The organism is Nocardia sp. GP40 (genome assembly GCF_050434125.1).
GTDB classification, from domain to species: domain Bacteria; phylum Actinomycetota; class Actinomycetes; order Mycobacteriales; family Mycobacteriaceae; genus Nocardia; species Nocardia albiluteola.
Map to the genome: position 1 here is coordinate 92,038 of NZ_JBNPVW010000013.1, position 23,520 is coordinate 115,557.

The following is a 23,520-nucleotide window of genomic DNA, read 5'->3' on the forward strand; positions in this document are numbered from 1 at the left end:
GGTCACCGATGAAGATAAACGAGCGTGCAGAGGAGCTGGTCCGCACCCGGACCCCGTTCGTGCACGCGACCGTCGTGCGCGCCCAGCAGCCGACCTCGGCCCACGCCGGGGACGAGGCGATCCTGTTGCAGGACGGGACGATCGAAGGATTCGTCGGCGGCCAGTGCGCCCAGAACTCGGTCCGCAAGGCGGCGCTGGGTGCCCTGCAGTCGCACGAGAGTGTCCTGCTGCGCGTACTGCCCGACGGCGATCTGCATTTTCCCGAGGCGCCCGGCGCGGCGGTGGTGGTGAATCCCTGTCTGTCCGGCGGCGCGCTGGAGATCTTCCTGGAGCCGCAGATTCCGGCGCCGCTGGTGCGCATCTGCGGCGCGACACCCATCGCGGATGCCTTGGCCGACATGTGCGAACTGGTGGGTTTCGGGGTGCGGCGCAGTGTGGCCGAAGCCGGCTCGCTGGATTCGCTGGCCGATACGACGGTGGTGGTGATCGCCAGCCACGGTGGCCCGGAGGCCGAGATGATCCGTGTCGCGCTCGACGCGGGTGTGGGGTACATCGGGTTGGTGGCCAGCACGATTCGGGGCGCGTCGATCCTCGACGAACTCGAATTGACCGACGCCGAGCGGGCTCGTGTCCGCACCCCGGTGGGTTTGCCGATCGGCGCCAGGACGTCCGCGGAGATAGCGGTCTCGATTGTCGCGGAAGTGATCCAGGCGATCCGTAAAGGTGGCTTGGCCGTCACGCCCCGCACGGCGAATGTCGCGATCGAGGTGCTCGATCCGGTGTGCGGCATGACCGTGGCCGTCGGGCCGGACACACCGCATCTCGCGGTCGACGGTGTCGACCACTGGTTCTGCAGCTCCGGCTGCCGCACCTCCTTTGCAGCGACGAGGACAGGCTCATGACGAACGGGGTCGTCACCGGAGTGGTGCTCGCGGCGGGAACCTCACAGCGTCTCGGCACGGCGAAACAGCTACTGCCGTACCGGAATACGACGGTTCTCGGCGCCACCCTCGACATGGTGCGGTCCTGCGCGTTCGATCAGATCATCGTCACGCTCGGCGGCGCGGCGGCGGCGGTGGCCCAGCAGGTCGATCTCACGGGGGTGGAGGTCGTCCTGGCCGAAGACTTCGGTTCGGGCTGTTCGTCGTCGTTGCGTTCAGCCCTGAACCTGGTGCATCCTCGGGCCGCCGGAATCGTGCTGATGCTCGGTGATCAACCGGGTCTGCCGGCGGCGACCGTCGAGCGGCTGATCGCCGAGGGAACGTCCGCCGCGATCACGGTCTGCCGGTACCACGACGGTATCGGGCATCCATTTTGGCTCAGGCGCAGCATATTCGGCGAGTTGGCGCGATTGCACGGCGACAAGGCCGTGTGGAAGATCATCGAGTCGGGCCGCGTCCCGGTGTCGCAACTCGACGTCGACGCACCGGTGCCCTTGGACGTCGACACCTGGGACGACTACCAGCGCCTGCGCGCCGCGACGTCGCCATGATGTCGCCGTTCGACGATATCGAGGACGTGGTGCGGCGATTCGACGCCGACGACTACCTGCTCGATACCGGAACCGCCGCCGCCTTCTACCTGGCCACCACGTTGGGCCGGCCACTGCTGCTGGAAGGTGAACCGGGAGTGGGCAAGACGACGGCGGCGAAGACCCTGGCCACCGTGCTGGGTGCACCGCTGATCCGCCTGCAGTGCTACGAGGGCCTCACCGTGAGTGAAGCGCTGTACGACTGGAACTACCAGCGTCAGCTGCTCAGCATCCGGCTCGCCGAGGCGCGCGGCGCCGACCTCACCGAAGCCGACCTGTTCACCGAGGCATATCTGGTCGACCGCCCGATCCTGCGCTGTGTGCGATATCGCGGCCCGACGCCCCCGGTGCTGCTGATCGACGAAATCGACCGTGCCGAGGACGAATTCGAAGCGCTGCTGCTCGAATTCCTCGGTGAGGCCACGGTGACCGTTCCCGAACTCGGGACCTTTGTCACCGAACACCCGCCGCTCGCGGTGCTGACCTCGAACCGCAGTCGCGACCTGCACGACGCGCTGCGGCGGCGCTGCCTCTACCACTGGATCGACTACCCGGAACCGGCTCGCGCGGTGGCGATCGTGCGACGCACCGTGCCCGGGGCCACCGACGCGCTGATCGAGCACGCCACCCAATTCGTGGGCCGCGCTCGCGATCTCGATCTCGACAAGCCGCCCGGCGTCGCCGAGACCATCGACTGGATCGCCGCGCTGGTGACGCTCGACGTCGCCGATCTCACCGCGCCGGAGGCGGTCGCCGCGTTCAGCGCACTGGCGAAGACCCCCGACGACCGCGCCACCGTCCACGAGGCATTCGTCGAATACACCCGAAGCCTGGCTACCGGATGAGAGGAATACTCCGATGAAGATCGCCAACGAGTTCACCGTCAACGCACCCGTTGAGCAGGCATGGGAGGTGCTGACCGACCTCGAACAGGTGGTCCCACTCATGCCCGGCGCACAAATGGTCGGCTGGGAGGGAGACGACTTCCTCGGCAAACTGAGGGTCAAAGTCGGCCCGGTGACCAGCGAATTCACCGGGAAGGCACATTTCGTCGAGCGCGACGAACACGACCATCGCGCCGTCATCAACGGCAGCGGCCGGGATTCACGCGGATCCGGAAACGCAGCGGCGACCATCACCACGCAACTGCGCGAAGACGGCGACAAGACCCGCGTCACCGTGGAGACCGACCTCAAGATCGTCGGTAAGCTCGCCCAGTTCGGCAGCGGGATGCTGCAGCAGGTGTCCGAGAAACTGATCGGACAATTCGTCGCCTCCTTGGAATCCAAACTCGCAGTGGGCGATTCGGGCGCTACGGAGCCGGTGGCCGGGCCGGATAGCGGAGCGGCACGGCCGCAAACGGTTGCACAACCCGCGGCGGCACCGCTCGACCTCGTCGATCTCGTCGGGCCCGCGATGATCAAGAGGTATGCGCCCGCGATCGCGGTCGGGCTGGCGACCGTGCTCGCGATTGTCCTGGTACGCAGGCGGATACGCGGGAAGCGATGACACGAGCGGTGCTGCTGCGCGGTGTCGATCTGGCCGCATTCGCTGTTGCGATGGTCGCGCGGCTGCGGCGTGGCGGCGTTGCGGTGGCGCCGAGCGGGCCCGCGTTGTTCGTGCAGGCCTTGCGTTGCATGGTGCCGCGGTCGCGCACCGAACTCTACTGGGCTGCGCGACTCACGCTCGTCGATCGCATGCAGGATCTCGCCGCCTTCGACGCGGTCTTCGCGACGGTGTTCGCCGACGCGGTGCTGGGTGTGGACCCGCCGAGCCGAACGCACGGACTGCCGCCCGAACGCGCGTCGGCGCCGGGCACGGGCGGTCGGGGGCAGTCCCGGCAAGGCGGTGAAGTCCCGTGGGCGACACTGCAATCAGCGACTGGTGCCGACCGATCGACCGACCGGGGCATGGCGCTGCCGGACCTGCTGCCGAGCCGGTTCGCTGCACGGGAAGCCGAGCCGTTCGCCCGCTTCGATCCGGACGACCTGCGGACGGTCGGCGGCTGGCTGGAACAGGCATCGGCGCTGTGGCCGCAGCGCCGCAGCAGGCGCTACGCGAACCATCCGCACGGCAAGCGGATCGACTTCCGGGCGACGATGAACAACTCCCGTCGCACCGGCTGGGAGTCGGCGGTGCTGGTCCGCACTCGTCCCCGGCGCCGCCCGCGCCGAATCGTCATGATCTGCGACGTCAGCCGATCGATGCAGCCGTATTCGACGATCTACCTGCACCTGATGCGGGCCGCGACGGCGCGCCGTTCGCCCGATCGACCCGAGGTGTTCGTCTTCTCCACCTCGCTGACCAGGCTGACCTCGGTGCTGGCGCACCGTTTCCCGGATGTCGCGGTGGCCCGGGCCAACGACAAGGTGGTCGACCGCTACGGCGGCACGCATATCGGCCGGTGCCTCGGCACGCTGCTCGCAACTCCGTCCGGCAACGCGGTGCGCGGCGCCGTCGTTGTCATCGCATCGGACGGCTGGGACAGCGACGCCCCCGATGTCCTCGCCCGCGCGATGGCCCGGATCCGACGCCGGGCTTGGCGCGTCATCTGGCTCAATCCCCGTGCGGGCGACTCCCGATTCCAGCCGGCCACCGGTGCGATGGCGGCAGCCCTGCCATACTGCGACATCATGATGCCCGCGCATACGCTGGCTGGCATACACGCTCTCATGCAGGCTCTGGCATCGGCGAGTGTCACCTGATGGCTAGCCTCCTGCAAACCGGCCGCCGATAGATGTCGTACACGGTTTTCGCGGGCGGGAAATCGTGCGGCAACTGCACCCAGGCGATCCCACCGCGCACCAGGTAGAACACAGCATGAGAATCAGCCGGCGTGGCCACTTCTCCGGCCGGCCGCCGCGACCAGCGATGTTGCCTGGTAGCGGCAGCAGCGGCTCCAGCAGCGCCCACTCGGCGTCGTCCCAGCGACTTTGCCTCGCTGGCCAGGACCAGCCGCCGCTGCCGCTCGTTTGGCTACAGGCCGGTCGGTTTTCCTCCCAAGGTTGGGAATACGCCGTAATTACCGTGGCCTGGTGAACGTTAGGTTCTGGGAGAGTCGGGGTCCAATCTCGGACAAATCGGGAGAATTCGTGTCATATACCAGGCTCTTCATCAGCCTTCTCGCCTCTCTTGCGCTAGCGGGCACCGTGCTGGCCGGACCCACCTTGACGAGCACCCCGGCATCCGCCAATGCGCTCACCGCCCCGGGCCCTGCGGTTCCTGCGGTCGCCGACCTTAACGGCGACGGCATCCCGGACGTCGTATTCAGCGACTTCGTTCTCGGGCTCGGCGTGTCGGTTTTCCTGGGTAAGCCCGGCGGGGGCTTCCAGCCCGCCGTCCGCTACGCCACCGGTGGTCAAGCGGATTACGTCGCAATCGCGGATTTCAACCACGACGGCAAGCTTGACCTGGCCGTGACCAATTTCACCTCGAACGACGTCTCCATTCTGATGGGCAACGGTGACGGTACCTTCGCCAAGGCCGTCAACTACCCGACCGACCTCGCCCCCGGGGCGGTGGTCGTCGGCGACTTCAACCACGATGGCATCCCCGATCTCGCCACCTCCAATCAGGCCCCGTCGATGTCGGTACTCCTGGGCAAGGGTGACGGCACCTTCGCCAAGGCGGTCAACTACCCCAGCAACCTTGGCGTCGGCTCCGGGTCCGCCGACGCCGCGGACTTCGATCGGGACGGCAACCTCGACCTGCTCCGCGGCAACTACGCCAACAGCACCATTCAGATCTACCGCGGCCGCGGTGACGGCACCTTCGCCGCGCCGACGACGTTCAGCGAGGGCGCCCTGACCGCCTGGTACGGCAAGGCGCACGATATCAACGGCGACGGCAAGCCCGACATCCTCTTTTCCAACCTCGCCGCCGGCACCGTGTCCACACTCATCAATAAGGGGGACGGCACCTTCGGACCGGCCACGGCATACTCGACGGGCGGCCTGCTCCCGCAGTGCTTCGATCTGGGCGACCTCAACGGCGACGGCAAGCTCGACATGGTGGTCGCCAATGGCGGCAGCTCCAGTATCAGCGTCCTGCTGGGGACCGGGAACGGCACCTTCGGCCCGCCCCACACCTACCCCTCCGGCGGGCTCGTCCCCCTGTCCACCCCGATTCTCGCCGACTTCAACGGCGACGGAAAGTTGGATCTCGTCATCGGCAATACCGGCTCGGGGAACATCACCCTGCGCTACGGCAACGGTGACGGCACGTTCGGTCCCCCCACCAACTACGCGGCCTGACCGACCTCGGCAGGCTCCCGGTCTGCGCGGGTTCACGCGATCGCTGCAACACTCCCGATGTGGGAGGTTGCGGCGATCGTGTCGTTTCCGGAGGACAGTCGAATTCGATGAGGCCGAGCGGGTGTTGGTTGCCGCGGTGCGGGTCCGGCGGCGTGGCCGCGATCGGTGCGGGGTGTGTTCGCGGCGGTGCCCGCGATACGACCCCGGGCGGGGCGGCGTCGATGGCGTGCCTTGGATCTGGGAGCTGTGCGGGCGTTCGTCGAGTCGGATGCACCCAGGGTCAGATGCGGTGAGCATGGGGTCGTGGTGGCCGCGGTGCCCTGGGCTCGGCATGGGACTGGGCATACCCGCGCCTTCGACGACACCGTGGCATGGTTGGCGACTTGGGCGTGTGGCTACCCGGAGAGTTGCACGTCGGCCAGCCCACTGCGGGACGCGCGCCGGTAACTGCCAGGCGCGACACCGTATTCGCGTTTGAATGCCTTCGCGAAGGCGAATTCCGAGCTGTATCCGGCGCGTTCGGCCACCGTAGCCAACGGGGCATCGGTTTCGCGCAGCAGCCTGCCCGCCGCGGTCATCCGCCAACTGGTGAGATAGCCGAGCGGCGGCTCCCCGAGCACAGCGGTGAACCGCTTGGCGAACGCGGCGCGCGACAGACCGGACGCACGGCTGAGTTCCTCGACGGTCCACGGATGGCCAGGGTCGGCGTGGATGGCGCGCAGCGCGGGCGCGATAACAGGGTCGGTGACCGCGGCAGCCCAGCCTTTCGCGCGATCCGCTGTCATGCCCTGATACCAGGCTCGCATGATCAGCAGCAGGAGCAAGTCGATCAGGGCCGCGACGATGCTGTCACTGCCGGGGCCCGGATCGTCCATCTCGCTGGTCAGCTGGCCGACGGCGATACGGAGTGCGGACTGCTGGGCCGCGGCAGGCAGATGGATCACCTCGGGCATCCCCGCTAGCAGCGGGTGCTGCCGGGTTATGTCGAGTTTGTAAGCCCCGCATGCAAGGACAGTCCGTTCACCCGGCCCGTCTCTGTACAGACCGCAACCCACGACGGGCTGGTCCCCTTGCGCTTCGACGGCCACTCGCCGGTCTACCGTCTTGCCGTCGATCAGCAACTGACGGATGTAGGAGCTGTGATCGATCCGATCCTGGGCGAACACAGCCGGCGTGAGGACATGATCGCTGCAGAGCGTGTGCCCGCTGCCCTGTCGCAAGAACACGATGTCGCCGGTATCGAGCCGGACCGAAGCGCCGCCTTCGGGCGGGACGAGCAAGCAACTGCCGTGCAGGACCACGTGGAAACTGGCGCCGGAGACCGCGGGGAATCGCATGCTCCACGGTGCGCGAGCGTCGGTGCGGGTGAACACCGGCGTACCGGTTCGCAGCGCGGTGAGGGCGTCGCTGAATACATCCATCGCTACCTCACCGCATACCAAAGACGTTGGGACAGAAATGCGAGCGTATCAGCTATTCAATCGCGGTCCCGGCGAACCTAACGTTGCTCGCGTTCCACTCGGGCACGGGAAGGTGCGGGATCGATGAGCACAATCACCACAGCTCGAGGCATGCAGCAAGGTCGAGGGACGCTGACTCCGGACGGGGGTCTTTCCCGCGGAATCGTGCTGCTGTTCGCGGCGGCCGCGGGCTTTGCTGACCACCATCGCCTCGGTATTCCACGTCGGCAGCGGCACCGCCTCGGTGATCGTCACGGTCGGACAGCTCGGCTACACAGCCGGGATCGCGCTACTTGTCCCGCTGGGCGACATTGCCAACCGTCGCAGGTTGGCCGATCCGCAGGCCGTCTACGACGACTTCTCCGGCCGAATCCCCGCCGCACGCATCGCCGATCCCGACGAAATCGCCTCCGCCTATGCGTATCTCATCGATAGCCACTTCACCACGGGCACCGTCCTCACCGCCGACGGCGGCACCCTCCTCGTGTGATCGCTCGACCGCACGCCCCATAAGCCGCACTCGGACGCACCCGGCTCGAGACGCTGTCGTAGCCCTGGCAGGAAGGCATGCGTAAGCCGTCTCCGGCCAGGAACACAGATTTGCCAATCAAAGGAGATACCGTGGATCACCAGGCAACGCCGCCCCCGAAGATGTGGCGGTGAACCATGGCGGATGAGCCGATCGCGCCTGCGTTGATGAACGCCTTGGTAACCGAGCATTTCGTGCTGCAATCCGCCGCCAGCACAACCGTCAGCGAGGCTTCGGGGCGCGCAACACTGTATCTATCGTCGCTGTCGAGTTCGCTGGTGGCCATGGGATTTGCTGCCCAGTCACCTCACATCTTTCCCGCGTTTGCGGCCGCCGTGATTCCGGCGCTCCTGCTGCTCGGCGTACTCACCGTCGTTCGGCTGGTCGACACCGGAATTCAGAACGTCGTCTATTTGGCGGGCATAGCTCGGATCAGGGCTCGCTACCGAACCCTTTCGCGGGAGGCAGCCCAGTTCTTCCAGTCCTGGGGCGATGCGGAGGACGAAACCGGACAAGCCTTGGCGTCATTGGCGGTGGCAAGAAGCCCGTTGGTCGGTCTATTCACCACCGCCAGCATGGTCGCCGCGATCAACAGCATCGTGGCGGGAGCCGGAATTGTCCTGCTGCTGGTGAGACTGTTCGGTATTGATCTCGCAGTCGCTGTTCCCGCGGGAGTTGTGCTGTCCGCAGTGCTCATGGGCGTCTTCTACCGGTATCAGGACCGCCGCTACAGGGCCGCAGACAGGTTGCGAGGCTCCGATCGCGCACCGGTTGCTCGGGATGGCGGGTAGCGCCCGGCGTCCGCAGCGGTGAGTCGGTTTACGCGACAATCGGCGAAAACTTGGTCATGTACAGGTAGAAGCAGCCGTGCCGGTCGCGATTCGTAGCAATGATGCGAAGGGAATATCCAGATGACAAGAATGCGCGCCGTAGTGGTCGAACGGTTCGGGCCGCCCGGGGTACTTCGGGCGGCAGAGGTGGCCGTGCCGGAGCCATCCGCGGGGCAGGTCCTGGTGCGGGTTCGAGCCGCAGGCGTCAACGCCATTGATTGGCTGACTCGCGCCGGTCTAGGAGTGCGGGTGTCTGGCTTCCCTGCGATCCTCGGCTGGGATATGTCTGGCACGGTAGTGGCCCGCGGGTCAGGTGTGACGGGCGTACGGGAAGGAGACGACGTGTTTGGGATGCTGAGCTTCCCCGCGCTGGCGAGCTGTTATGCCGAGTATGTCGCCGCGCCGGTCACAGATGTGGCACTCAAGCCGAGTGTCATTGACCATCGTCACGCCGCAGGTGCACCGATGCCTGCGATCACTGCCTGGCAGGCATTGTTCCGCCACGCCGATCTGCGGGCGGGACAGCGAGTGCTGATCCACGGAGCCGCGGGCGGTGTCGGACACATCGCTACCCAATTGGCGCATTCGACTGGTGCAGAAGTGATCGCCACCGCCTCGGCACGCAACCGTGACTTTCTTATCGACCTCGGTGCGGACCAGGTGGTCGACTATAGCTTGGGACCAATCAGCGAGCTGGTGTCGAAGGTGGATGTCGTAGTCGATTCCCGCGGCGGCGCCGACTTCCTCGATCTGGTGAACGCGGTCCGCCCTGGGGGAATTGTTGTCACCCTGAAGGGAGAGCAACCCGAGCACCGTGCTCAGCTCGAGGCACAACAGGTCCGCGCCGGGTATGTCTACGTCGGCCCCGACCCGCAGGCGTTGAATGCGGTCGCGCAACATTTGGCCCACGCGGACGCCAAAGCTGTGGGAAGCCGGATCGTCAGTTCGTGTTCAGCTTTGGGGGAGGCCGGCGGTCGGCACCAGCCGAAGAAGACCGTCGTCGCCGCAGTGCCAACCCCACAGTGCGAGTGCACCGAATGCGACCAGCTCCGTGGCGAATGCGACCGTCAGGTTGGCCCACTTCCAGATTTCAGAGACGTACGTGGCCGCTCAGGAACTCGGTGATCAGTTCGGCGACCCGCTCGGCGGAGTCGGCCTGTGGGTAGTGCCCAGAGCCTTCCACCAGGCCGATGTGGCCCAGCCCGGGCCGTAGCTCCGCGACAATGGCCTCGGCCTCGGCTTTCGGGTCGGCGAAGTCGGGTTCGGCGGTGCCCATGATGATCAGGGCTGGGCACTCGACGTCGGCCAGCTTCGGGGCGGATTCGGCGGGGACGGCCTTGCCGGTCTTCATGAATTCGGCAAAGCGGCCGGGTTCGCTCAGCTTGGCCTTCAGGCCGGCCATGGCCTCGGCGTAGTCGGCGGGCTTGATCGGCGCGGCGATGTTCTGGTAGCTCATCCAGATGGGCAGGCTCTTCAGGAGCGCGGTGCCGGCCAGCCGCACCAGGCCCTTGCGGTAGCGCGCGGTGGTGAAGAACGCCCCGGTCGCGAAGCTCTGGATGCGGGTGAACGGGCCGATCTCGACGATGGCGGTGACCAGTTCGGGTGCGGTGGCGGCGGCGATGGTGGCCGACCCGCCGGACAGCGAGTTGCCCACGATGACCGCGGGCCCGCCCAGGTGGCGGATCAGGTCGAGGATGTCGCCCGCGACGTCGGTCTGCGTGATGCCGGTGCTGCCGTCGTGTGAGGTCCAGTTCATGCTCGATTCGCCGTGTCCGCGCATGTCGAGGTTGGCGACGCGGTATCCGGCGGAGACGAGCAGGGGGACCAGGTGCCGGTAGGTCCGGCGGTGGGTGCCCATGCCGTGTGACAGCACGATCAGCGGCCCGGTGCCGGTGACGTCGTAGGCGAGGGTGCCGCCGGTGATGTTCAGGAATTCGGTCATTTGTGTATGTCCTAAAGAGGTCAGGCGTCGACGCCCGCAGGCGCGAGCTGCAGTTCGACGTCGAGATTGCCCCGCGTCGCGCGGGAGTACGGGCAGACCTGATGGGCGGCCTCGACCAATTCGGTTGCCTGCGAAGGCTCGACGCCGGGCAGGTGGATGCGCAGCGTCACGGCCAGGCCGTATCCGGTGTCCTCCGGGCCGATGCCTACCCGTGCGGTCACCGCGGAACCACTGACGTCGGCCTTGGCGCGGCGGGCGACTACTCGCAGCGAATTGTGGAAGCACGCAGCGTATCCCGCCGCGAAGAGCTGCTCGGGGTTGGTGCGGCCACCGGTGCCGCCGAGTTCGCGCTGAATCGCAAGATCCAGGTCGAGCAGGCCGTCGTCGGTGGTCACGTGGCCGTTGCGACCGTCGCCGGTGGCGTCGGCGACAGCGGTGTACAGAATCTTGTCGGGCATCGAGAGCTCCTGGATCAGTTCGCAATCGCGGTGAGGGCGGCCTTGTTGGCGCGCACCCAGCTCGTGTAGTCACCGGGCGTGCGGCCGGTGAGGTCGGAAACGGTCGACAGCACTGCGGATTCGTCGAGTGAGCCGTGTGCGTAGAAGTCCATGAACGCGTCGGCGTAGGCGGCAGGCATCTGGGTCAGCATCTCCGCGTAGCTCTCGTCGTCGCTGAGCGCGATGACGCGCAGCGGCCGTGTGAGCTCGGCGGCGAGGATCTCGACCTGTTCGATCGCGTTCAACGGCTGTGGCCCGGTCAATGTGTAGATCCGGCCGACGTGCGCATCGCTGACCAGTGCGACCGCCGCGACCGCGCCGATATCCGCCGGATCGATGACCGCCGTGCGGACGCCGGCGAACTGCAATCGCAGTTCGTCGCCCGCCCGCAACTGTGGCAGCCACCGGAAGGTGTTGGACATGAATGATGCCGGCCGCAGCACGGTCGCCGGCAATCCGGATTCCGTCACCAGATCCTCGGCGGCTGCCATCATCGCCGTCACCGCATTACTTCTGTCCCACGACCCCGCCGACCCGCCCGAAAGCTGCACCACCCGCGCGACTCCCGCGCGCGCCGCCGCGGCCAGCAAGCCCGCCGCGCCCTTGTAGCCCGGCAGTAGGAATATGCCGTCCACCCCGTCCAGTAGCGGCAGCAGCGTCTCGGCTACATCGAGATCAGCGGTAACGATCTCGGTTCCGGCCGGCAGATTCGCCGCGCCGGGATCGCGCACCACGGCGCGAACCGGGTGGTCACCGGCGCGTAGCGCACGCACGACCTCGGCCCCGACATTGCCGGCGGCGCCGGTCACCAAGTACATCGCCATCTCCTCGTCTGTCGTAGAGCCCTGTCGCTCATCAGCTTCCGGCCTCGCGCTCGGCGGTTCAAGCGTCGATCGAGCTCGCATCGTGCAGCCACACCGCACGATCGCCGCCTGCCGCGCCAAAGCGGCGGATCATGCAGTGGCGCCGAATGATCCGGCCGCGATTGCTGCTTGTTCCGGGTCGCCGGCGAGCGCCACGATTTCGACCATGAACCTTGTAGACAAACGCGTCCTCGTCATCGGCGGCACGTCGGGAATCGGCCTGGCGGTGGCTGCGGGCGCTGCCGAACGCGGTGCCCGGGTCACCGTCGCCTCCAGCAGTCCCGGCAAGGTGACAGCGGCGCGAAAACTGCTGCCCGACAGCGTCGATGCCCGCGAACTCGACGTAACCGACGAGGCCGCGGTAGTCGCGTTCGCTGCGGCGATCGGCACGCTCGACCATCTCGTTTACACCGCCGGCGACGGATTGCTGGTCAAGTGGGTCGCGGACGCGACGGTCGGCGAGGCGCGCGAATTCTTCGACATCCGATTCTGGGGCGCGTACACGGTGGTGAAACACCTTGCGCCGCAGCTGTCCGCCTGCGGATCCATCGTCCTGACCTCGGGCGGCGTCGCGCAACGCCCGGCCCCAGGGCTGGCCGTCGCGGCGAGTGCCACCAGCGCGGTGGAGGGGCTCACCCGCGCTCTCGCGGTCGAACTCGCGCCGGTGCGAGTGAACGCGGTGCGCCCGGGCGTGCTGCGGACCCCGCTGTGGACCCACAGCGGCCTCACTTCCAGCGACGACGACGAGTTCTTCGAGCGGGCGGGGGAGGGCCTGCCGGTCGGGCGCATCGGTACCGCGGAGGAGGCCGCCGCCGCCTACCTGTTTCTGTTGGAGAACGGGTTCGCCACCGGGACCACGGTATCGGTCGACGGCGGTCAGCTGCTGGTCTGAACCCGGACCGGGATCATCGCGGCCGGGGCGACAGTCGGTTCAGCGCCCCTCAATCGCGTCCCCACCGAACCTGCCGCAACTCGATATCTCGGCCGCCGAACCGCATCCGTGCGCCGGCCCGCCCGCTACCGGCTGTCGTCGTTGAGATCACGTCCGGCCGATGCCAGCTGCTGCGCGAACTTCGTTGTTGCGCCGTCGGTTTCGATTCCCGGCCATACCGTGCGTAGCGTGAACGGCTGCAGCCCGGTCACCGGAACCAGGGTGGCTCGACCCCGGATCGACTCCCACGCGGGGGACTTCGACAGCATCCGGAACGTCAGGTGGGCGGCGGATCGCTCGAGCGTGGTCTCGTAGAGCCGATCCAGATGGCGGGTGGTCACGGTGGTACGGGTGATCGGTCGGCCCGCCGGGGTGCGTTCGGGCACCCACTCGGTTCGGATCGCGGTCGCCACTTCCGGATTCACCAGGCAGTGATCGGCGAGCTCTTCGACGTCCACACTGACGCGACCGGCAAGCGGGTGCCCGAGCGACACCAGCAGCGCGGCTTCGGACCGGCAGATCTGCGGTCCGGTCCGCAGATAGGTGTTGCCGATCGCGCTGTGCTGCGGTGGCAGCCACAGTGTGGCGACATCCAGGTCGTGTTCGGACTGCGCGTTCCACAGGTACACGCCGTTCAGTCCTTCACGCAGCCACACCACCGGCCGTCCGGACCCCATCTGCGGGCAGCGCTGCGACAGTGTGATCCGGATGTTCTCCGGGAGGCTGGCCGGATAGCCGATTCGCAACGGCCGGTTAGCGGTACCGATGGACCGCCGCGCCTCCAGCAGCCCGGTCGAGAGGCTGCGCAGCGCCGGCCGCCACTCGGCCAGCAGTTGTTCACCGACGCTCGTCAGCCGCACGGTCCGGCTGGTGCGCTGGAACAGCACACCGCCCACGCGCTGCTCCAGCGCCCGGACCGCCTGACTGATATTGGATGGCGACCGATGCAGCCGCTCGGCCGCTCGGCCGAAATGAAGCTCCTCGGCAACAGCCACGAACGCTTCGATCTCACGCATCTCCAGCACAGCTTCGAATCTCCCTGTCGTCGCGCCGAACTAACCGCGCGTCACGCCCGCGAGCACGGCACGACCGAACAACTCGACCAGCTGATCGGCGTACTGCCCGAGCTCACTCTCCAGTCCGGTGGCGTACCGGACGCCCGCCGCGTCGATCGCGGCCCGAATCGTCACCGCCATGACGTGCGTGTCGAACGATGTGAACTCCCCCGCCTCCTGTCCCGCGTGCAACAGCGCGTGCATCCCCGCCACCGCGTTCGCTGAGGACACCGCATCGACCAAGGGCACGCCTTCCGGGGTCCGCGCGAAGTTCCTGATCTCCACCAGTGCACGCAACTGATCCGGATGCGCATGCAGAAATTCCAGATTGGATGTGATGTAGGCGGCGACCCGCGCCCAGTGCCCGCCCTCCGCCGCGATCCGCGGCGTCATGAATTCCGCTGCGGCGTCGACGATCTGGTTCACTACCGCCGCCATGAGATCGTCCTTACCGCCGAAATGGTAGGAGATCAGCCGCGTGCTACTGAGCTGCGCCGCACCCGCGATCTTCGTGAGCGACGTTCCGGTATAGCCGAATTCGGCCAGCGTCGCGATCGATGCACTCACGATCTTCGCCCGCCGAGCCGCCGCCGTAGGACTGATCGGCTCGCTTCTTATTCGCACAGGTAACAAGTTACCCAACTAGATAACGAGCGGCAAGGTGTTCGCCCCCCACGAATGTCGTCTCGATTGGAATCGGTCCGCCACACAGTTGATCTCCCAGCCCCCGACACCTCTGACGGTTCGCGGGCGACCTACCCGGTGTGCTTCATGCGAGCCGCACCGCGCGAGCCCGCCGCTCGACCCCTCTCAGCGCCTGTCGATACACGCAGACAGCGGCGACGGCAGACCGCCGGCGCGAGCGGCAGAACCGGGCAACTCGCCGACCTGCGGTGTCAGCTGTCGCAACCCCCATGGGTGCGAATCTGCGGCACGTGGCCTGCGGTCTTCCGCTGCGACTGTTCGGTGTTGCTGTGATGGAACGCCTTTGACTTGCGAAAATGCGGCGCATGTCGAGCGCCCCCGGCAGGAATCGAACCTGCGACCTGCGCTTTAGGGCATGGGCGGAGCCTTTAGGTGCCCCAGGCAGGAATCGAACCTGCGACCTGCGCTTTAGGGCATGGGCGGAGCCTTTAGGTGCCCCAGGCAGGAATCGAACCTGCGACCTACCCTTTAGGAGAGGGTTGCTCTATCCCCTGAGCTACTGAGGCCGGCCGATGCCGGGTGGCAACGGGCTCGGGCGGAGTCTACCTGGTGTGGGTGGGATCTGTGGCATCTCTCCGGTGCGGGGCCCGGTTACCGGGTGGGGGCTATCGATTCGTCGTAGTCGGTGGGGGTGAACTTCCGTGTTTTCCAGCGGAACAGGGCCGTGGCGCCGGGCCAGTTGTTGGTGATGCGGCCCGAGGCGTTGCGGTACCAGCTCGAGCAGAAGTTCCAGGGGGTGTCCTTCAGGCGGCGCTGCAGCCAGTCGTCCCAGGAGTGCTCGGCGGTGGGGCGGGCCGACAGGGCGTGGCCGGGGCGGCCGGTAAGGTACTGCACGATCTGGCGGATGTAGCGGGCCTGGGATTCGAGCATGTAGATGATCGAGCCGGAGCCGACGTTGGTGTTCGGGCCGTACATCAGGAACAGGTTCGGGAACTCGGGCACCGACATCCCCAGGTAGGCGCGGGCGCCCTCGGGCGACCAGACATCGGCGAGTTTGCGGCCGCCGCGGCCGTAGATGTTCATCGGCGCAAGGAATTCGGTGCCCTTGAATCCGGTGCCGTAGATGATGACGTCGACCTCGTGGTCGACGCCGTCGGCCGTGCGAATGCCCGCCGGGGTGACGGCCTCGATGGCGGCGGTCTCCACCGCGACGTTGGTCCGGGTCAGCGCGGGAAAGTATTCGTTGGAGAACAGCCCGCGCTTGCAGCCCGCCGCGTAGTCCGGCGTGAGCTTGCGGCGCAGTTCGGGATCGGGAACCTGTTGCGCGCGATGACGATCCGCGATGGCGACCACCGGCGCCTTGATCGCCGGTAAGTCGGTCAGCGCCAGCGCCATCACCTCGAAGAACGTCCAGATCGCGAATCGTTCGGCCCAGCGGCTCGGCGGGAAGTACTCGAACAGTGCGTGATGCGCCGCGGTGTACTGCGTGTCGAACTTCGGCAGCACCCACGCAGCCGAGCGCTGGAACAGCGTCAGGTGCGCGACCTTCGGAGCGATGGCCGGAATGTATTGGATGGCACTGGCTCCCGTGCCGATGCACGCCACCCGCTTGCCCGCGAGATCGACGCCGTGATCCCACTCGGCGGAGTGGAAAGCGGCCCCGGCGAAGGTGTCGATGCCGGGTATCGCGGGCATCGCCGGACGGGACAGCTGGCCCACCGCGGGGATGAGGACATCCGCGGTCAGGGTTTCGCCGTCCGCGGTGCGAACCTGCCAAATGCCTTGCCGCTCATCGAATTCCGCGTCGGTGACCTCGGTGCCGAAGCGGATGCTGGTCGCCAGATCGTGCTTGTTCGCCACGGCGCGCATGTACTCGTGGATGTCGGCCTGTTGCGAAAAGCGCCGCGGCCAATCGGATTTCGGCTCGAAGGACCACGAGTACAGCGGCGAGGGCACGTCGCAGGCGGCGCCGGGGTAGGTGTTCTCGCGCCAGACGCCACCCAGGTCCGCGGCCTTCTCCAGGATCGTGAAGTTGCCCAGCCCGGCGCGCCGCAGCTCGAGCGCCATGCCGAGCCCGGCGAATCCGGCTCCGATGATGATGATGGACGGCGTGCGAGTCATGTCCTCAGGTTAGGCGCGTGGACCTGCGTTTCTAGGAGAACGCCGGACATTGAATCGGTATTTTCGGCCAGATCCGCCGGACGCTTCCGACGGTTGCGGCCGGTTCGGCGCAGGTCGGCCGATGTGTATGTTTGCGCAGTTCCCGCGGTGCGCGGCGAAGATTGCTAACTATAGTTCGCTCAATTACGACGCCGTCCGCCGTGGGCTATTCTCACGGCAGGTGTGACTTCGTTCACGGGTTGTTAAGGAGTGGCGGTCGGATGTTGAGCACGATGCAGGACGAGCAGCTATCACTGGCGACATTGCTGCGGTATGCCGCCAGTTTCCACGGTGATGCCACGATCTCGACGTGGACCGGGGACGGCGTGCGCACCTCGACCTACCGTGAGATGGGCGCCGACGCGGCGCGCCTGGCCAATGCGCTGAGCTCGCTGGGGATCGGCGTGGGCGACCGGGTGGCCACGTTCATGTGGAACAACACCGAGCACATGGTCGCCTATGCGGGCGTGCCGGCGATGGGCGCGGTGCTGCACGCGCTCAATATCCGGCTGTTCCCCGAGCAGTTGGTGTTCGTGGCCAATCACGCCGAGGACCAGGTGGTGATCGTCGACGGCTCGCTGGTGCCGATGTTCGCCCAGTACCTGCCGAATCTGAAGACCGTGCGCCACGTCATCGTCGCCAACGGCGACCCCGCCTCCCTGTCCGCCCCCGCCGGCGTGCAGGTGCATTCCTATACCGAACTCCTTGCCGCACAACCGGATACCTACGACTACCCGATTCTGGACGAGCGCTCCCCGGCGGGCATGTGCTACACGTCCGGCACCACCGGCGACCCCAAGGGCGTCGTCTACTCGCACCGCTCCAACTGGCTGCACGCCATGCAGGTGATCGCGCCGATGAGCATGGGCTTCAACGACCAGGACCTGGTGCTGGCGATCGTGCCGCTGTTCCACGCCAACGCGTGGGGCATCCCCTATGCGGCCATGATGTCGGGCGCGAGCGTGCTGATGCCCGATCGCTTCCTGCAGCCCGGCCCGTTGCTCGAGATGATGGCCGCGGTGCGCCCCACCTTCGCCGCCGCGGTGCCGACCATCTGGGGCGGTGTGCTGGCCGGGCTCGATGCGCATCCGCAGGACATCTCGCATCTGCGCACGTGCGTGGTCGGCGGTTCCGCGCTCCCGCCCTCGATGATGCGCGCCTTCCAGGACAAGTACGGCGTCAAGCTCCTGCACGCCTGGGGCATGACCGAGACCTCACCGCTCGGCAGCATTGCGCATCCGCCGAAAGGCGTTACGGGCGAAGAGGCCTGGGAATACCGTTGCACTCAGGGCCGATTCCCGGCCGGCGTGCAGGCGCGGATCGTCGCCGACGACGGCACGGTGCTGCCCAACGACGGAAAGGCGCTGGGCGAGCTGGAGGTTCGCGGCGCCTGGATTACCGGCTCGTACTATTCGCCCGAGGGCACTGCGATCGATGCTGACAAGTTCGACCAGGGCTGGCTGCGCACCGGCGACGTCGGCCACATCAGCGCCAACGGCTATCTGACCCTCGTCGACCGCTCCAAGGACGTGATCAAGTCCGGCGGCGAATGGATCTCCTCGGTCGACCTGGAGAATGCGATGGTCGGTCACCCGGCCGTCGCGGAGGCCTCGGTGATCGGCGTGCCCGACGAAAAGTGGGACGAGCGCCCGATGGTGGCGATCGTGCTCAAGGACGGCGCCAGCGTCGAGCCCGCCGAGCTGCGGGACTTCCTCGCCGACAAGTTCGCCAAATGGCAGCTACCCGAACGCTGGACGTTCGTCGAGGAGATCCCCAAGACGAGCGTGGGCAAGTTCGACAAGAAGCGTTTGCGGGCGCAGTACGCCGAAGGTGCCCTGAAGGTCGTCACCCTGTAGAGGTGTACCCATGACGGTGGGACTGCTGCGCGCACTCGGGGCGCGAGCCTGGGCCGAGCTGGAATGTCTGTGGCTGTGCGCCGTCAGTGGGGTGGTGGGCATCGACTCGCCGGCGACGCTGCTGTCGGCGGGCAATGCCCTGCTGCGCTACGGGGCGATGCCCGCGGCGCTCCGGCTCTCGGCGGCGCGGCACGGCGATCGGGCCGCGCTGATCGATGAGCTGGGCACGCTGAGCTACACCGAACTCGACGATCGCTCCAACCGGCTGGCGAATCAGTGGCGCCGGCGGGGCCTGCGTGCGGGCGAGGGCGTGGCGATCCTGGCGCGCAATCATCGCGGGCTGCTGGACGCGGTCTTCGCCGCCGCCAAGTGCGGTGCGCGAATCATCATGCTGAACACCGATTTCGGTGGTCCGCAGCTGAGTGACGTGGCCGCGCGCGAGCGGGTGGATCTGCTGGTGTACGACGAGGAGTACGAGTCGATACTCGGCGATCTGAGCCCGCGCCGCGGCGCCTACCGGGCCTGGACCGACACCCGGGACACCGGCACCCTCGAATCGCTGATCGCCGCGGGATCGCCCGCGGCGCCGCCGATTCCGGGCATCGGTGCGAGGGTGGTGCTGCTGACCAGCGGTACGACCGGAACCCCGAAGGGTGCCCAGCACCCGGAGCCGCGGTCGCTGGAGCCGCTCGGCGCGATCCTGAGCAAGGTGCCCTTCCGTACGCGCGAGGTCACCGAATGCCCTGCGCCGCTGTTTCATACGCTCGGCTTCGGGATGGCGATGCTGGCCGTCGGATTCGGATCGACGCTGGTGATCCGGCGCCGGTTCGACCCGATGCGGGTGCTGGACAGCATGTCCCGGCACCGCGCGACGGCGTTGATCGCGGTGCCCGTGATGCTCGCGCGCCTAGCCGAACTCGACCCGTCCGAGTTCGCCGCGCGCGACCTGTCGGCGCTGCGCATTATCTTCGTCGCGGGGTCCCAGCTGGGCGCGGATCTGTGCCGCCGCGTGACGGCGCTGTTCGGCCCGGTGGTCTACAACCTGTACGGGTCCACCGAGGTCGCCTATGCAACCGTCGCGACCCCAACGGATCTGGCGGCCGAGCCGGGCTGCGTCGGCGCGCCCATGCTGGGCGCGGTGGTGAAGATACTCGACGCGGCGGGCAACGAGCTGCCCGCGGGCCGCACCGGACGCATCTTCGTGGGCAACGCGATTCAGTTCGAGGGCTACACCGGTGGCGGCGGCAAGGAACGCATCGGCAAGCTGATGTCCTCGGGCGATCTGGGCCATTTCGACCTGGCGGGAAGGCTTTTCATCGACGGCCGCGACGACGACATGATCGTCTCCGGCGGGGAGAACGTCTTCCCCGCCGAGGTGGAGGAGCTGCTCAACGCGCATAGCGGTATTCGCGAAGCGGCCGTCATCGGTGTGCCCGACGACGACTTCGGCATGCGATTGCGGGCCTTCGTCGTACTCGACGACGGCGCACACCTCACCGAAGACGAGGTGAAATCCGTTGTGCGAGCAGGCCTGGCCCGCTACAAGGTGCCCCGCGAAGTGGTCTTCCTCGAGGAGCTGCCGCGCAACCCCACCGGCAAGATCCTCAAGCGAGTCCTGCAGGAGCTCTAGATTTTCCGATCGGCCGGGATTCGGTGCGGGCGGAAGGGAAACGCCCGCACCAGATCTCGTTCCGGCATCAGCAGTTACGCAGCTCCGGGCTCTGGTTCAGCAGTTGGGCGCGGGTGGAGATGAACCTGGTGTAGGTCTCGCCGCCGACCGACGCGATCGGGAAGGCCGCTACCCGGTGGCAGTTCTGGAACGCCAGCTTGATACCGAAGTGCCGCTCCAGGCCGCCGCGGATGGAATCGGAGGCCATGGCGCGCAGCAGTTGGCCGCGGGCCGTCTCGTCCGGCGGGGGGACCTGGTTGTCGGCGAATTCGGCTGTGCCGGACCGCAGATCGGCGGCAACGCGGCTGACTACCTCGTAGGCGTAGGGCAGCGAGTTGCGGACACATTCGACGAATTCTTCGTCGCTGACTTCACCGGCTTCGGCGCGTTCGAGCAGTGCGGCTGGGACGTCGAGTGACATAACGCTCTCCTCGTGGGATGGCGGATGGACCAGCCAAGTCTAAACGACAAACGTTGTCAATAACCCCTAATTCGGTACGAAAGTGCTTTTTTCAGAGTGGCTTTCGCCGCCGGGGGGTCCAGATCGGCTGCGAGCGTTATCGACTGCTCCGGCGTGGGTCACCCCGAGGCATTGTCGTGCGGCCGGGCTGCATCGTCGGGATGGTGATCGTGACCGCGCCGGCGGACGTGCCGTGGGGCGTTCGGCCTCGGCGGCCGGGGGGTCGTGGCCTCTCGCTGAATTACGAGGATATGATTCCGGTAATTGTGCTCTCACCTGCGCTTATCGAACAAGAGGTTGCGAATTGATCACGGCAGAGTACAGTTTCCGTCACAACGATATTGAATCGTTACCCAATTGAAGGTTTGTCTTCATGGGTGCCGGTCGGTATCGGCACATGTTGATCGACGCTAGGACGAACCATGCCGCAGCACCGAGAGACCTCGAGTTCTATTTCGGTCAGGGACCTGCTCGGGGACGGTATCGCCGGTCGGTCGACCAGGCATCGAGCCGAGCCTCGCGCCGGAGACCGCATGCGGCTGGCGGCCACCGCGGCCGTCGCGACCGGCGCCCTGGTCGGCACCGCCGCTCAGCTCGCCCACGCCGCTCCGCTGCTGCCCGCCTCCGGCGGCTCGAACAACGCCGACACCATCGCCCTGAAGACCGCGTCCGGTCCGGCGGAGACGGCCGCGCAGGCCGCTCCGGCCCGCGTGCCGCTCGAAAAGTCCACTGCCGCACCCGCGGCGGCGCCGGTCGACGCGCTCGCCGACCCGGCCCCGTTCGGCCTGCGGAATCTGCCGCCGGACGTGGCGGGCCCGCTGTCGCACGCGGAGCAGGTGATCAAGGGCCTGCAGCAGCAGGCCGCACCCGCCGCCCCCATGCGGCAGGCGGTGCGCCCCGTCGCCGGCCAGCTGACCTCCGGCTTCGGCCCGCGCTGGGGAGTGTTCCACTACGGCGTCGATTTCGCCGACCCGATCGGCACCCCGATCGAATCCGTCGAGAACGGCACGGTGATTCAGGCCGGCCCCGCGCAGGGCTTCGGGCTGTGGGTGCGGGTCCGGCAGGACGACGGGACGACCGCGGTCTACGGGCACGTCAACCAGATCCTCGTGCACGAGGGCCAGCGGGTGCGGACCGGCGACGAGATCGCCACCGTCGGCAACCGCGGCGATTCCACCGGGCCGCATCTGCACCTCGAGATCTGGGACGCGGCCGGCCACAAGGTCGACCCCGAACCCTATTTGGCGAGTAAGGGTGTCGTATTACAAGCGCAGTCGTGGGGAGCGGGGCAGTAGTCGTGGGTGCCGTACGTGCGCGGGCACGCCTCGCGGTTGTCGGGGGCGGTGCCGGAGGGAATGGCCGGGTGGCCGATGTCCACGAATTGTTCGATGCGGGATCGCTTTTCGGGCGCACGTATGCCGCCCTGGTGCAGCATCCCCGAGCCACGCTGGCCGAGCTGGCGGTGGAGCTGGAATGCCCGCCGGAGCTGATCCAGGCCGCCCTGGAGCGGCTGTGTGAGATGCAGGCCGCGGTCCGCCTCGACGGCGGCACGGGCGCCGTCTGGGACGCCCATGCGCCGGAGGCGTTGTCGGAGGCCGAGGCTCGCCGCCGCCAGCACGATACCGCGAGCATGCACGCGGCCGCGGCACGACTGGGCGAGACGTTCCGCTCGGTGCGCCGGTCCGGGCGCGGCGAGGGCGTCATCGTGCCGATGTACGAAACCCGCGAGCTCATAGCCGAATTCGAGGATCTGCAGGCCGGCGCCACCAAGAATGTGCGGATGGTCGAGCGGGGGCCGTACGTCTGCGATTCGGAGCGGGGCGAGCGGCTGTTCGAGCTCAAGTCCGCGCGCATCGCGGCCGGCGTGCGTTATCAGGTGCTGTATCAGGACACCATCTATCAGGATCCGGACCGGCTGCGGCACGCGCTGTCGATCACGGCGAACGGCGCGCAGGCTCGCACGCTGCCCGATCCGCCGCTGAAGGTGATCATCGCCGACGGTGAGCGCGCCGCGATCATGCTGCACAACGACGAGCGGCGCGGAGATCCGATGGGCCTGCGGATCGAGGCGTCGCCGACGCTGGATCTGATGCTGCGCACCTTCGACGTGCTGTGGTCGATGTCCGCGCCGATCTCGGTGAACCCGAGCGAACCGCTCGACGAGCGCGACCGCGCGATCCTGACCCTGATGGGCCTGGGCGCCACCGACGACACCATCGCGAGACGTCTGGGCATGTCCCGGCGCACCGTCGTGCGGCGCACCGCAAGTCTGCTCGAACGGCTCGGCGCGAGCACGCGATTCCAGGCCGGGGTGCAGGCCATTCGCCGCGGCTGGCTGTAGGCGAGGGGATGTGCGGGCGCGGGCGGCCGTGGGGATGCGGTCGGCCGCCCGGGTATGTGGACGCGTGGCGTGACGATGCCTCGCATGCGGATGGCGGCGAGGTGGTCGACCGTCCGGTAGGTGAACGTGCGGGCGATGATGCATCGGGTGCGCGACGGTCCGAGGAAGGACATTCAATGTGCATTCGCTATCGAAGAAATGCGTATTCGCTATCGAGAATTTGACGCAGGGCGTCTGTGCCCGAAATGCCCCGGTCCACCTGTGAAATCGCTGAGAATTCCCCGTTCCGACCTGCTCTTATAGCCGAATCGACATGTTATTCGGCGTAACCGGTTCGCCTTTGCATGAAACATAGGGGCACTCTCGTACCGATGACATGAGGGTGCTCATGCGGCCGAACCGGCTCGTGACCCGCCCGATTACGATTGCCCGGACCGCGTTGCAGGGTGTGCCGACCGTGTGCGGCCGCGCGGCCCTTGCCGAACTCGAGAGGTTAGA

General features: G+C 67.2%; 22 protein-coding genes, 2 tRNA genes and 1 pseudogene. 15 read left to right on the forward strand and 10 right to left on the reverse strand.

Going from position 1 to position 23,520, the window contains the following annotated elements; all coding sequences use genetic code 11:
* Positions 1 to 8: 8 nt before the first annotated feature.
* From ABH933_RS32880 to ABH933_RS32910, 7 genes and pseudogenes are all read left to right on the forward strand, one after another.
* The gene (locus ABH933_RS32880; RefSeq protein WP_429421574.1) at positions 9 to 902 is read left to right on the forward strand and encodes an XdhC family protein; all 894 of its coding nucleotides are present in this window, start codon (positions 9 to 11) and stop codon (positions 900 to 902) included.
* Complete coding sequence (locus ABH933_RS32885; protein WP_429421576.1) at positions 899 to 1,492, forward strand: nucleotidyltransferase family protein; 594 nt, start codon at positions 899 to 901, stop codon at positions 1,490 to 1,492. Before ABH933_RS32880 ends, ABH933_RS32885 begins: the two co-directional genes overlap by 4 nt.
* Entirely contained in the window at positions 1,489 to 2,376 is an 888-nt protein-coding gene (locus tag ABH933_RS32890) for an AAA family ATPase (RefSeq protein WP_429421578.1), read from the forward strand. The genes ABH933_RS32885 and ABH933_RS32890 overlap by 4 nt, the downstream gene beginning before the upstream one ends.
* Before the next feature lie 13 nt (positions 2,377 to 2,389).
* Complete coding sequence (locus ABH933_RS32895; protein ID WP_429421580.1) at positions 2,390 to 3,040, forward strand: SRPBCC family protein; 651 nt, start codon at positions 2,390 to 2,392, stop codon at positions 3,038 to 3,040.
* Positions 3,037 to 4,236, forward strand: coding sequence for a vWA domain-containing protein (locus ABH933_RS32900; RefSeq protein WP_429421582.1), 1,200 nt, complete (start codon positions 3,037 to 3,039; stop codon positions 4,234 to 4,236). Before ABH933_RS32895 ends, ABH933_RS32900 begins: the two co-directional genes overlap by 4 nt.
* Before the next feature lie 387 nt (positions 4,237 to 4,623).
* On the forward strand, positions 4,624 to 5,784 hold the full coding sequence (locus tag ABH933_RS32905; RefSeq protein WP_429421584.1) for an FG-GAP repeat domain-containing protein: 1,161 nt from the start codon (positions 4,624 to 4,626) through the stop codon (positions 5,782 to 5,784).
* Positions 5,785 to 5,851: 67 nt separating this feature from the next.
* Positions 5,852 to 6,168 (forward strand): annotated as a pseudogene (locus ABH933_RS32910) (transposase family protein); the annotation flags it as partial.
* An 11-nt stretch (positions 6,169 to 6,179) separates the two neighbouring features.
* Here the strand turns inward: ABH933_RS32910 and ABH933_RS32915 are convergent.
* Positions 6,180 to 7,205, reverse strand: coding sequence for an AraC family transcriptional regulator (locus ABH933_RS32915; RefSeq protein ID WP_429421586.1), 1,026 nt, complete (start codon positions 7,203 to 7,205; stop codon positions 6,180 to 6,182).
* 232 nt (positions 7,206 to 7,437) lie between these two features.
* Here ABH933_RS32915 and ABH933_RS32920 point away from each other — a divergent pair, with 232 nt between their 5' ends.
* From ABH933_RS32920 to ABH933_RS32930, 3 genes are all read left to right on the forward strand, one after another.
* The gene (locus ABH933_RS32920; RefSeq protein WP_429421588.1) at positions 7,438 to 7,734 is read left to right on the forward strand and encodes an SDR family oxidoreductase; all 297 of its coding nucleotides are present in this window, start codon (positions 7,438 to 7,440) and stop codon (positions 7,732 to 7,734) included.
* 176 nt (positions 7,735 to 7,910) lie between these two features.
* Positions 7,911 to 8,564: a hypothetical protein gene (locus ABH933_RS32925; protein ID WP_429421590.1), complete on the forward strand. Its 654-nt coding sequence runs from the start codon at positions 7,911 to 7,913 to the stop codon at positions 8,562 to 8,564.
* A 129-nt stretch (positions 8,565 to 8,693) separates the two neighbouring features.
* Positions 8,694 to 9,728 carry an NADP-dependent oxidoreductase gene (locus ABH933_RS32930; protein ID WP_429421953.1) on the forward strand — a complete coding sequence of 345 codons (1,035 nt, stop codon included), beginning with the start codon at positions 8,694 to 8,696 and terminating at the stop codon, positions 9,726 to 9,728.
* On the opposite strand, the gene ABH933_RS32935 is transcribed toward ABH933_RS32930, so the two are convergent.
* The 3 genes from ABH933_RS32935 to ABH933_RS32945 are packed head-to-tail and all read right to left on the reverse strand — an operon-like array spanning position 9,694 to position 11,860.
* Positions 9,694 to 10,545 (reverse strand): alpha/beta fold hydrolase, encoded by an 852-nt coding sequence (locus ABH933_RS32935; RefSeq protein WP_429421592.1) that lies wholly within the window; start codon positions 10,543 to 10,545, stop codon positions 9,694 to 9,696. The genes ABH933_RS32930 and ABH933_RS32935 overlap by 35 nt on opposite strands.
* Before the next feature lie 20 nt (positions 10,546 to 10,565).
* Positions 10,566 to 11,003, reverse strand: a complete 438-nt coding sequence (locus ABH933_RS32940) for an organic hydroperoxide resistance protein (protein WP_215915804.1) — start codon at positions 11,001 to 11,003, stop codon at positions 10,566 to 10,568.
* A gap of 14 nt (positions 11,004 to 11,017) precedes the next feature.
* On the reverse strand, positions 11,018 to 11,860 hold the full coding sequence (locus ABH933_RS32945; RefSeq protein ID WP_429421594.1) for an NAD(P)H-binding protein: 843 nt from the start codon (positions 11,858 to 11,860) through the stop codon (positions 11,018 to 11,020).
* Positions 11,861 to 12,071: 211 nt separating this feature from the next.
* On the opposite strand from ABH933_RS32945, the gene ABH933_RS32950 reads away from it, so the two are divergent.
* Positions 12,072 to 12,797, forward strand: coding sequence for an SDR family oxidoreductase (locus ABH933_RS32950; RefSeq protein ID WP_429421596.1), 726 nt, complete (start codon positions 12,072 to 12,074; stop codon positions 12,795 to 12,797).
* 125 nt (positions 12,798 to 12,922) lie between these two features.
* Here ABH933_RS32950 and ABH933_RS32955 read toward each other — a convergent pair whose 3' ends face one another.
* From ABH933_RS32955 to ABH933_RS32975, 5 genes are all read right to left on the reverse strand, one after another.
* Positions 12,923 to 13,852 carry a LysR family transcriptional regulator gene (locus ABH933_RS32955; protein ID WP_429421598.1) on the reverse strand — a complete coding sequence of 310 codons (930 nt, stop codon included), beginning with the start codon at positions 13,850 to 13,852 and terminating at the stop codon, positions 12,923 to 12,925.
* 39 nt (positions 13,853 to 13,891) lie between these two features.
* The gene (locus ABH933_RS32960) at positions 13,892 to 14,458 is read right to left on the reverse strand and encodes a TetR/AcrR family transcriptional regulator (protein WP_429421600.1); all 567 of its coding nucleotides are present in this window, start codon (positions 14,456 to 14,458) and stop codon (positions 13,892 to 13,894) included.
* 451 nt (positions 14,459 to 14,909) lie between these two features.
* Positions 14,910 to 14,979, reverse strand: a tRNA-Leu gene (locus ABH933_RS32965).
* A 50-nt stretch (positions 14,980 to 15,029) separates the two neighbouring features.
* Positions 15,030 to 15,102 (reverse strand) — tRNA-Arg (locus ABH933_RS32970).
* 85 nt (positions 15,103 to 15,187) lie between these two features.
* Positions 15,188 to 16,657, reverse strand: coding sequence for a flavin-containing monooxygenase (locus ABH933_RS32975; RefSeq protein ID WP_429421602.1), 1,470 nt, complete (start codon positions 16,655 to 16,657; stop codon positions 15,188 to 15,190).
* Positions 16,658 to 16,917: 260 nt separating this feature from the next.
* Between ABH933_RS32975 and ABH933_RS32980 the strand changes: the two genes are divergently transcribed.
* Both ABH933_RS32980 and ABH933_RS32985 read left to right on the forward strand, forming a co-directional pair.
* Entirely contained in the window at positions 16,918 to 18,552 is a 1,635-nt protein-coding gene (locus tag ABH933_RS32980) for a long-chain fatty acid--CoA ligase (RefSeq protein ID WP_429421604.1), read from the forward strand.
* A gap of 10 nt (positions 18,553 to 18,562) precedes the next feature.
* A complete protein-coding gene (locus ABH933_RS32985; RefSeq protein WP_429421606.1) occupies positions 18,563 to 20,182 on the forward strand; it encodes an acyl-CoA synthetase in 1,620 nt (539 codons plus the stop codon).
* 67 nt (positions 20,183 to 20,249) lie between these two features.
* Here the strand turns inward: ABH933_RS32985 and ABH933_RS32990 are convergent, their stop codons facing one another.
* On the reverse strand, positions 20,250 to 20,642 hold the full coding sequence (locus ABH933_RS32990; RefSeq protein WP_215915819.1) for an SCO5389 family protein: 393 nt from the start codon (positions 20,640 to 20,642) through the stop codon (positions 20,250 to 20,252).
* A gap of 461 nt (positions 20,643 to 21,103) precedes the next feature.
* Between ABH933_RS32990 and ABH933_RS32995 the strand changes: the two genes are divergently transcribed.
* Positions 21,104 to 21,976 (forward strand): M23 family metallopeptidase, encoded by an 873-nt coding sequence (locus ABH933_RS32995; RefSeq protein ID WP_429421608.1) that lies wholly within the window; start codon positions 21,104 to 21,106, stop codon positions 21,974 to 21,976.
* Between the two features lie 68 nt (positions 21,977 to 22,044).
* Positions 22,045 to 23,022, forward strand: a complete 978-nt coding sequence (locus tag ABH933_RS33000) for a DNA-binding response regulator (RefSeq protein ID WP_429421610.1) — start codon at positions 22,045 to 22,047, stop codon at positions 23,020 to 23,022.
* The last annotated feature ends 498 nt before the right edge of the window (positions 23,023 to 23,520 follow it).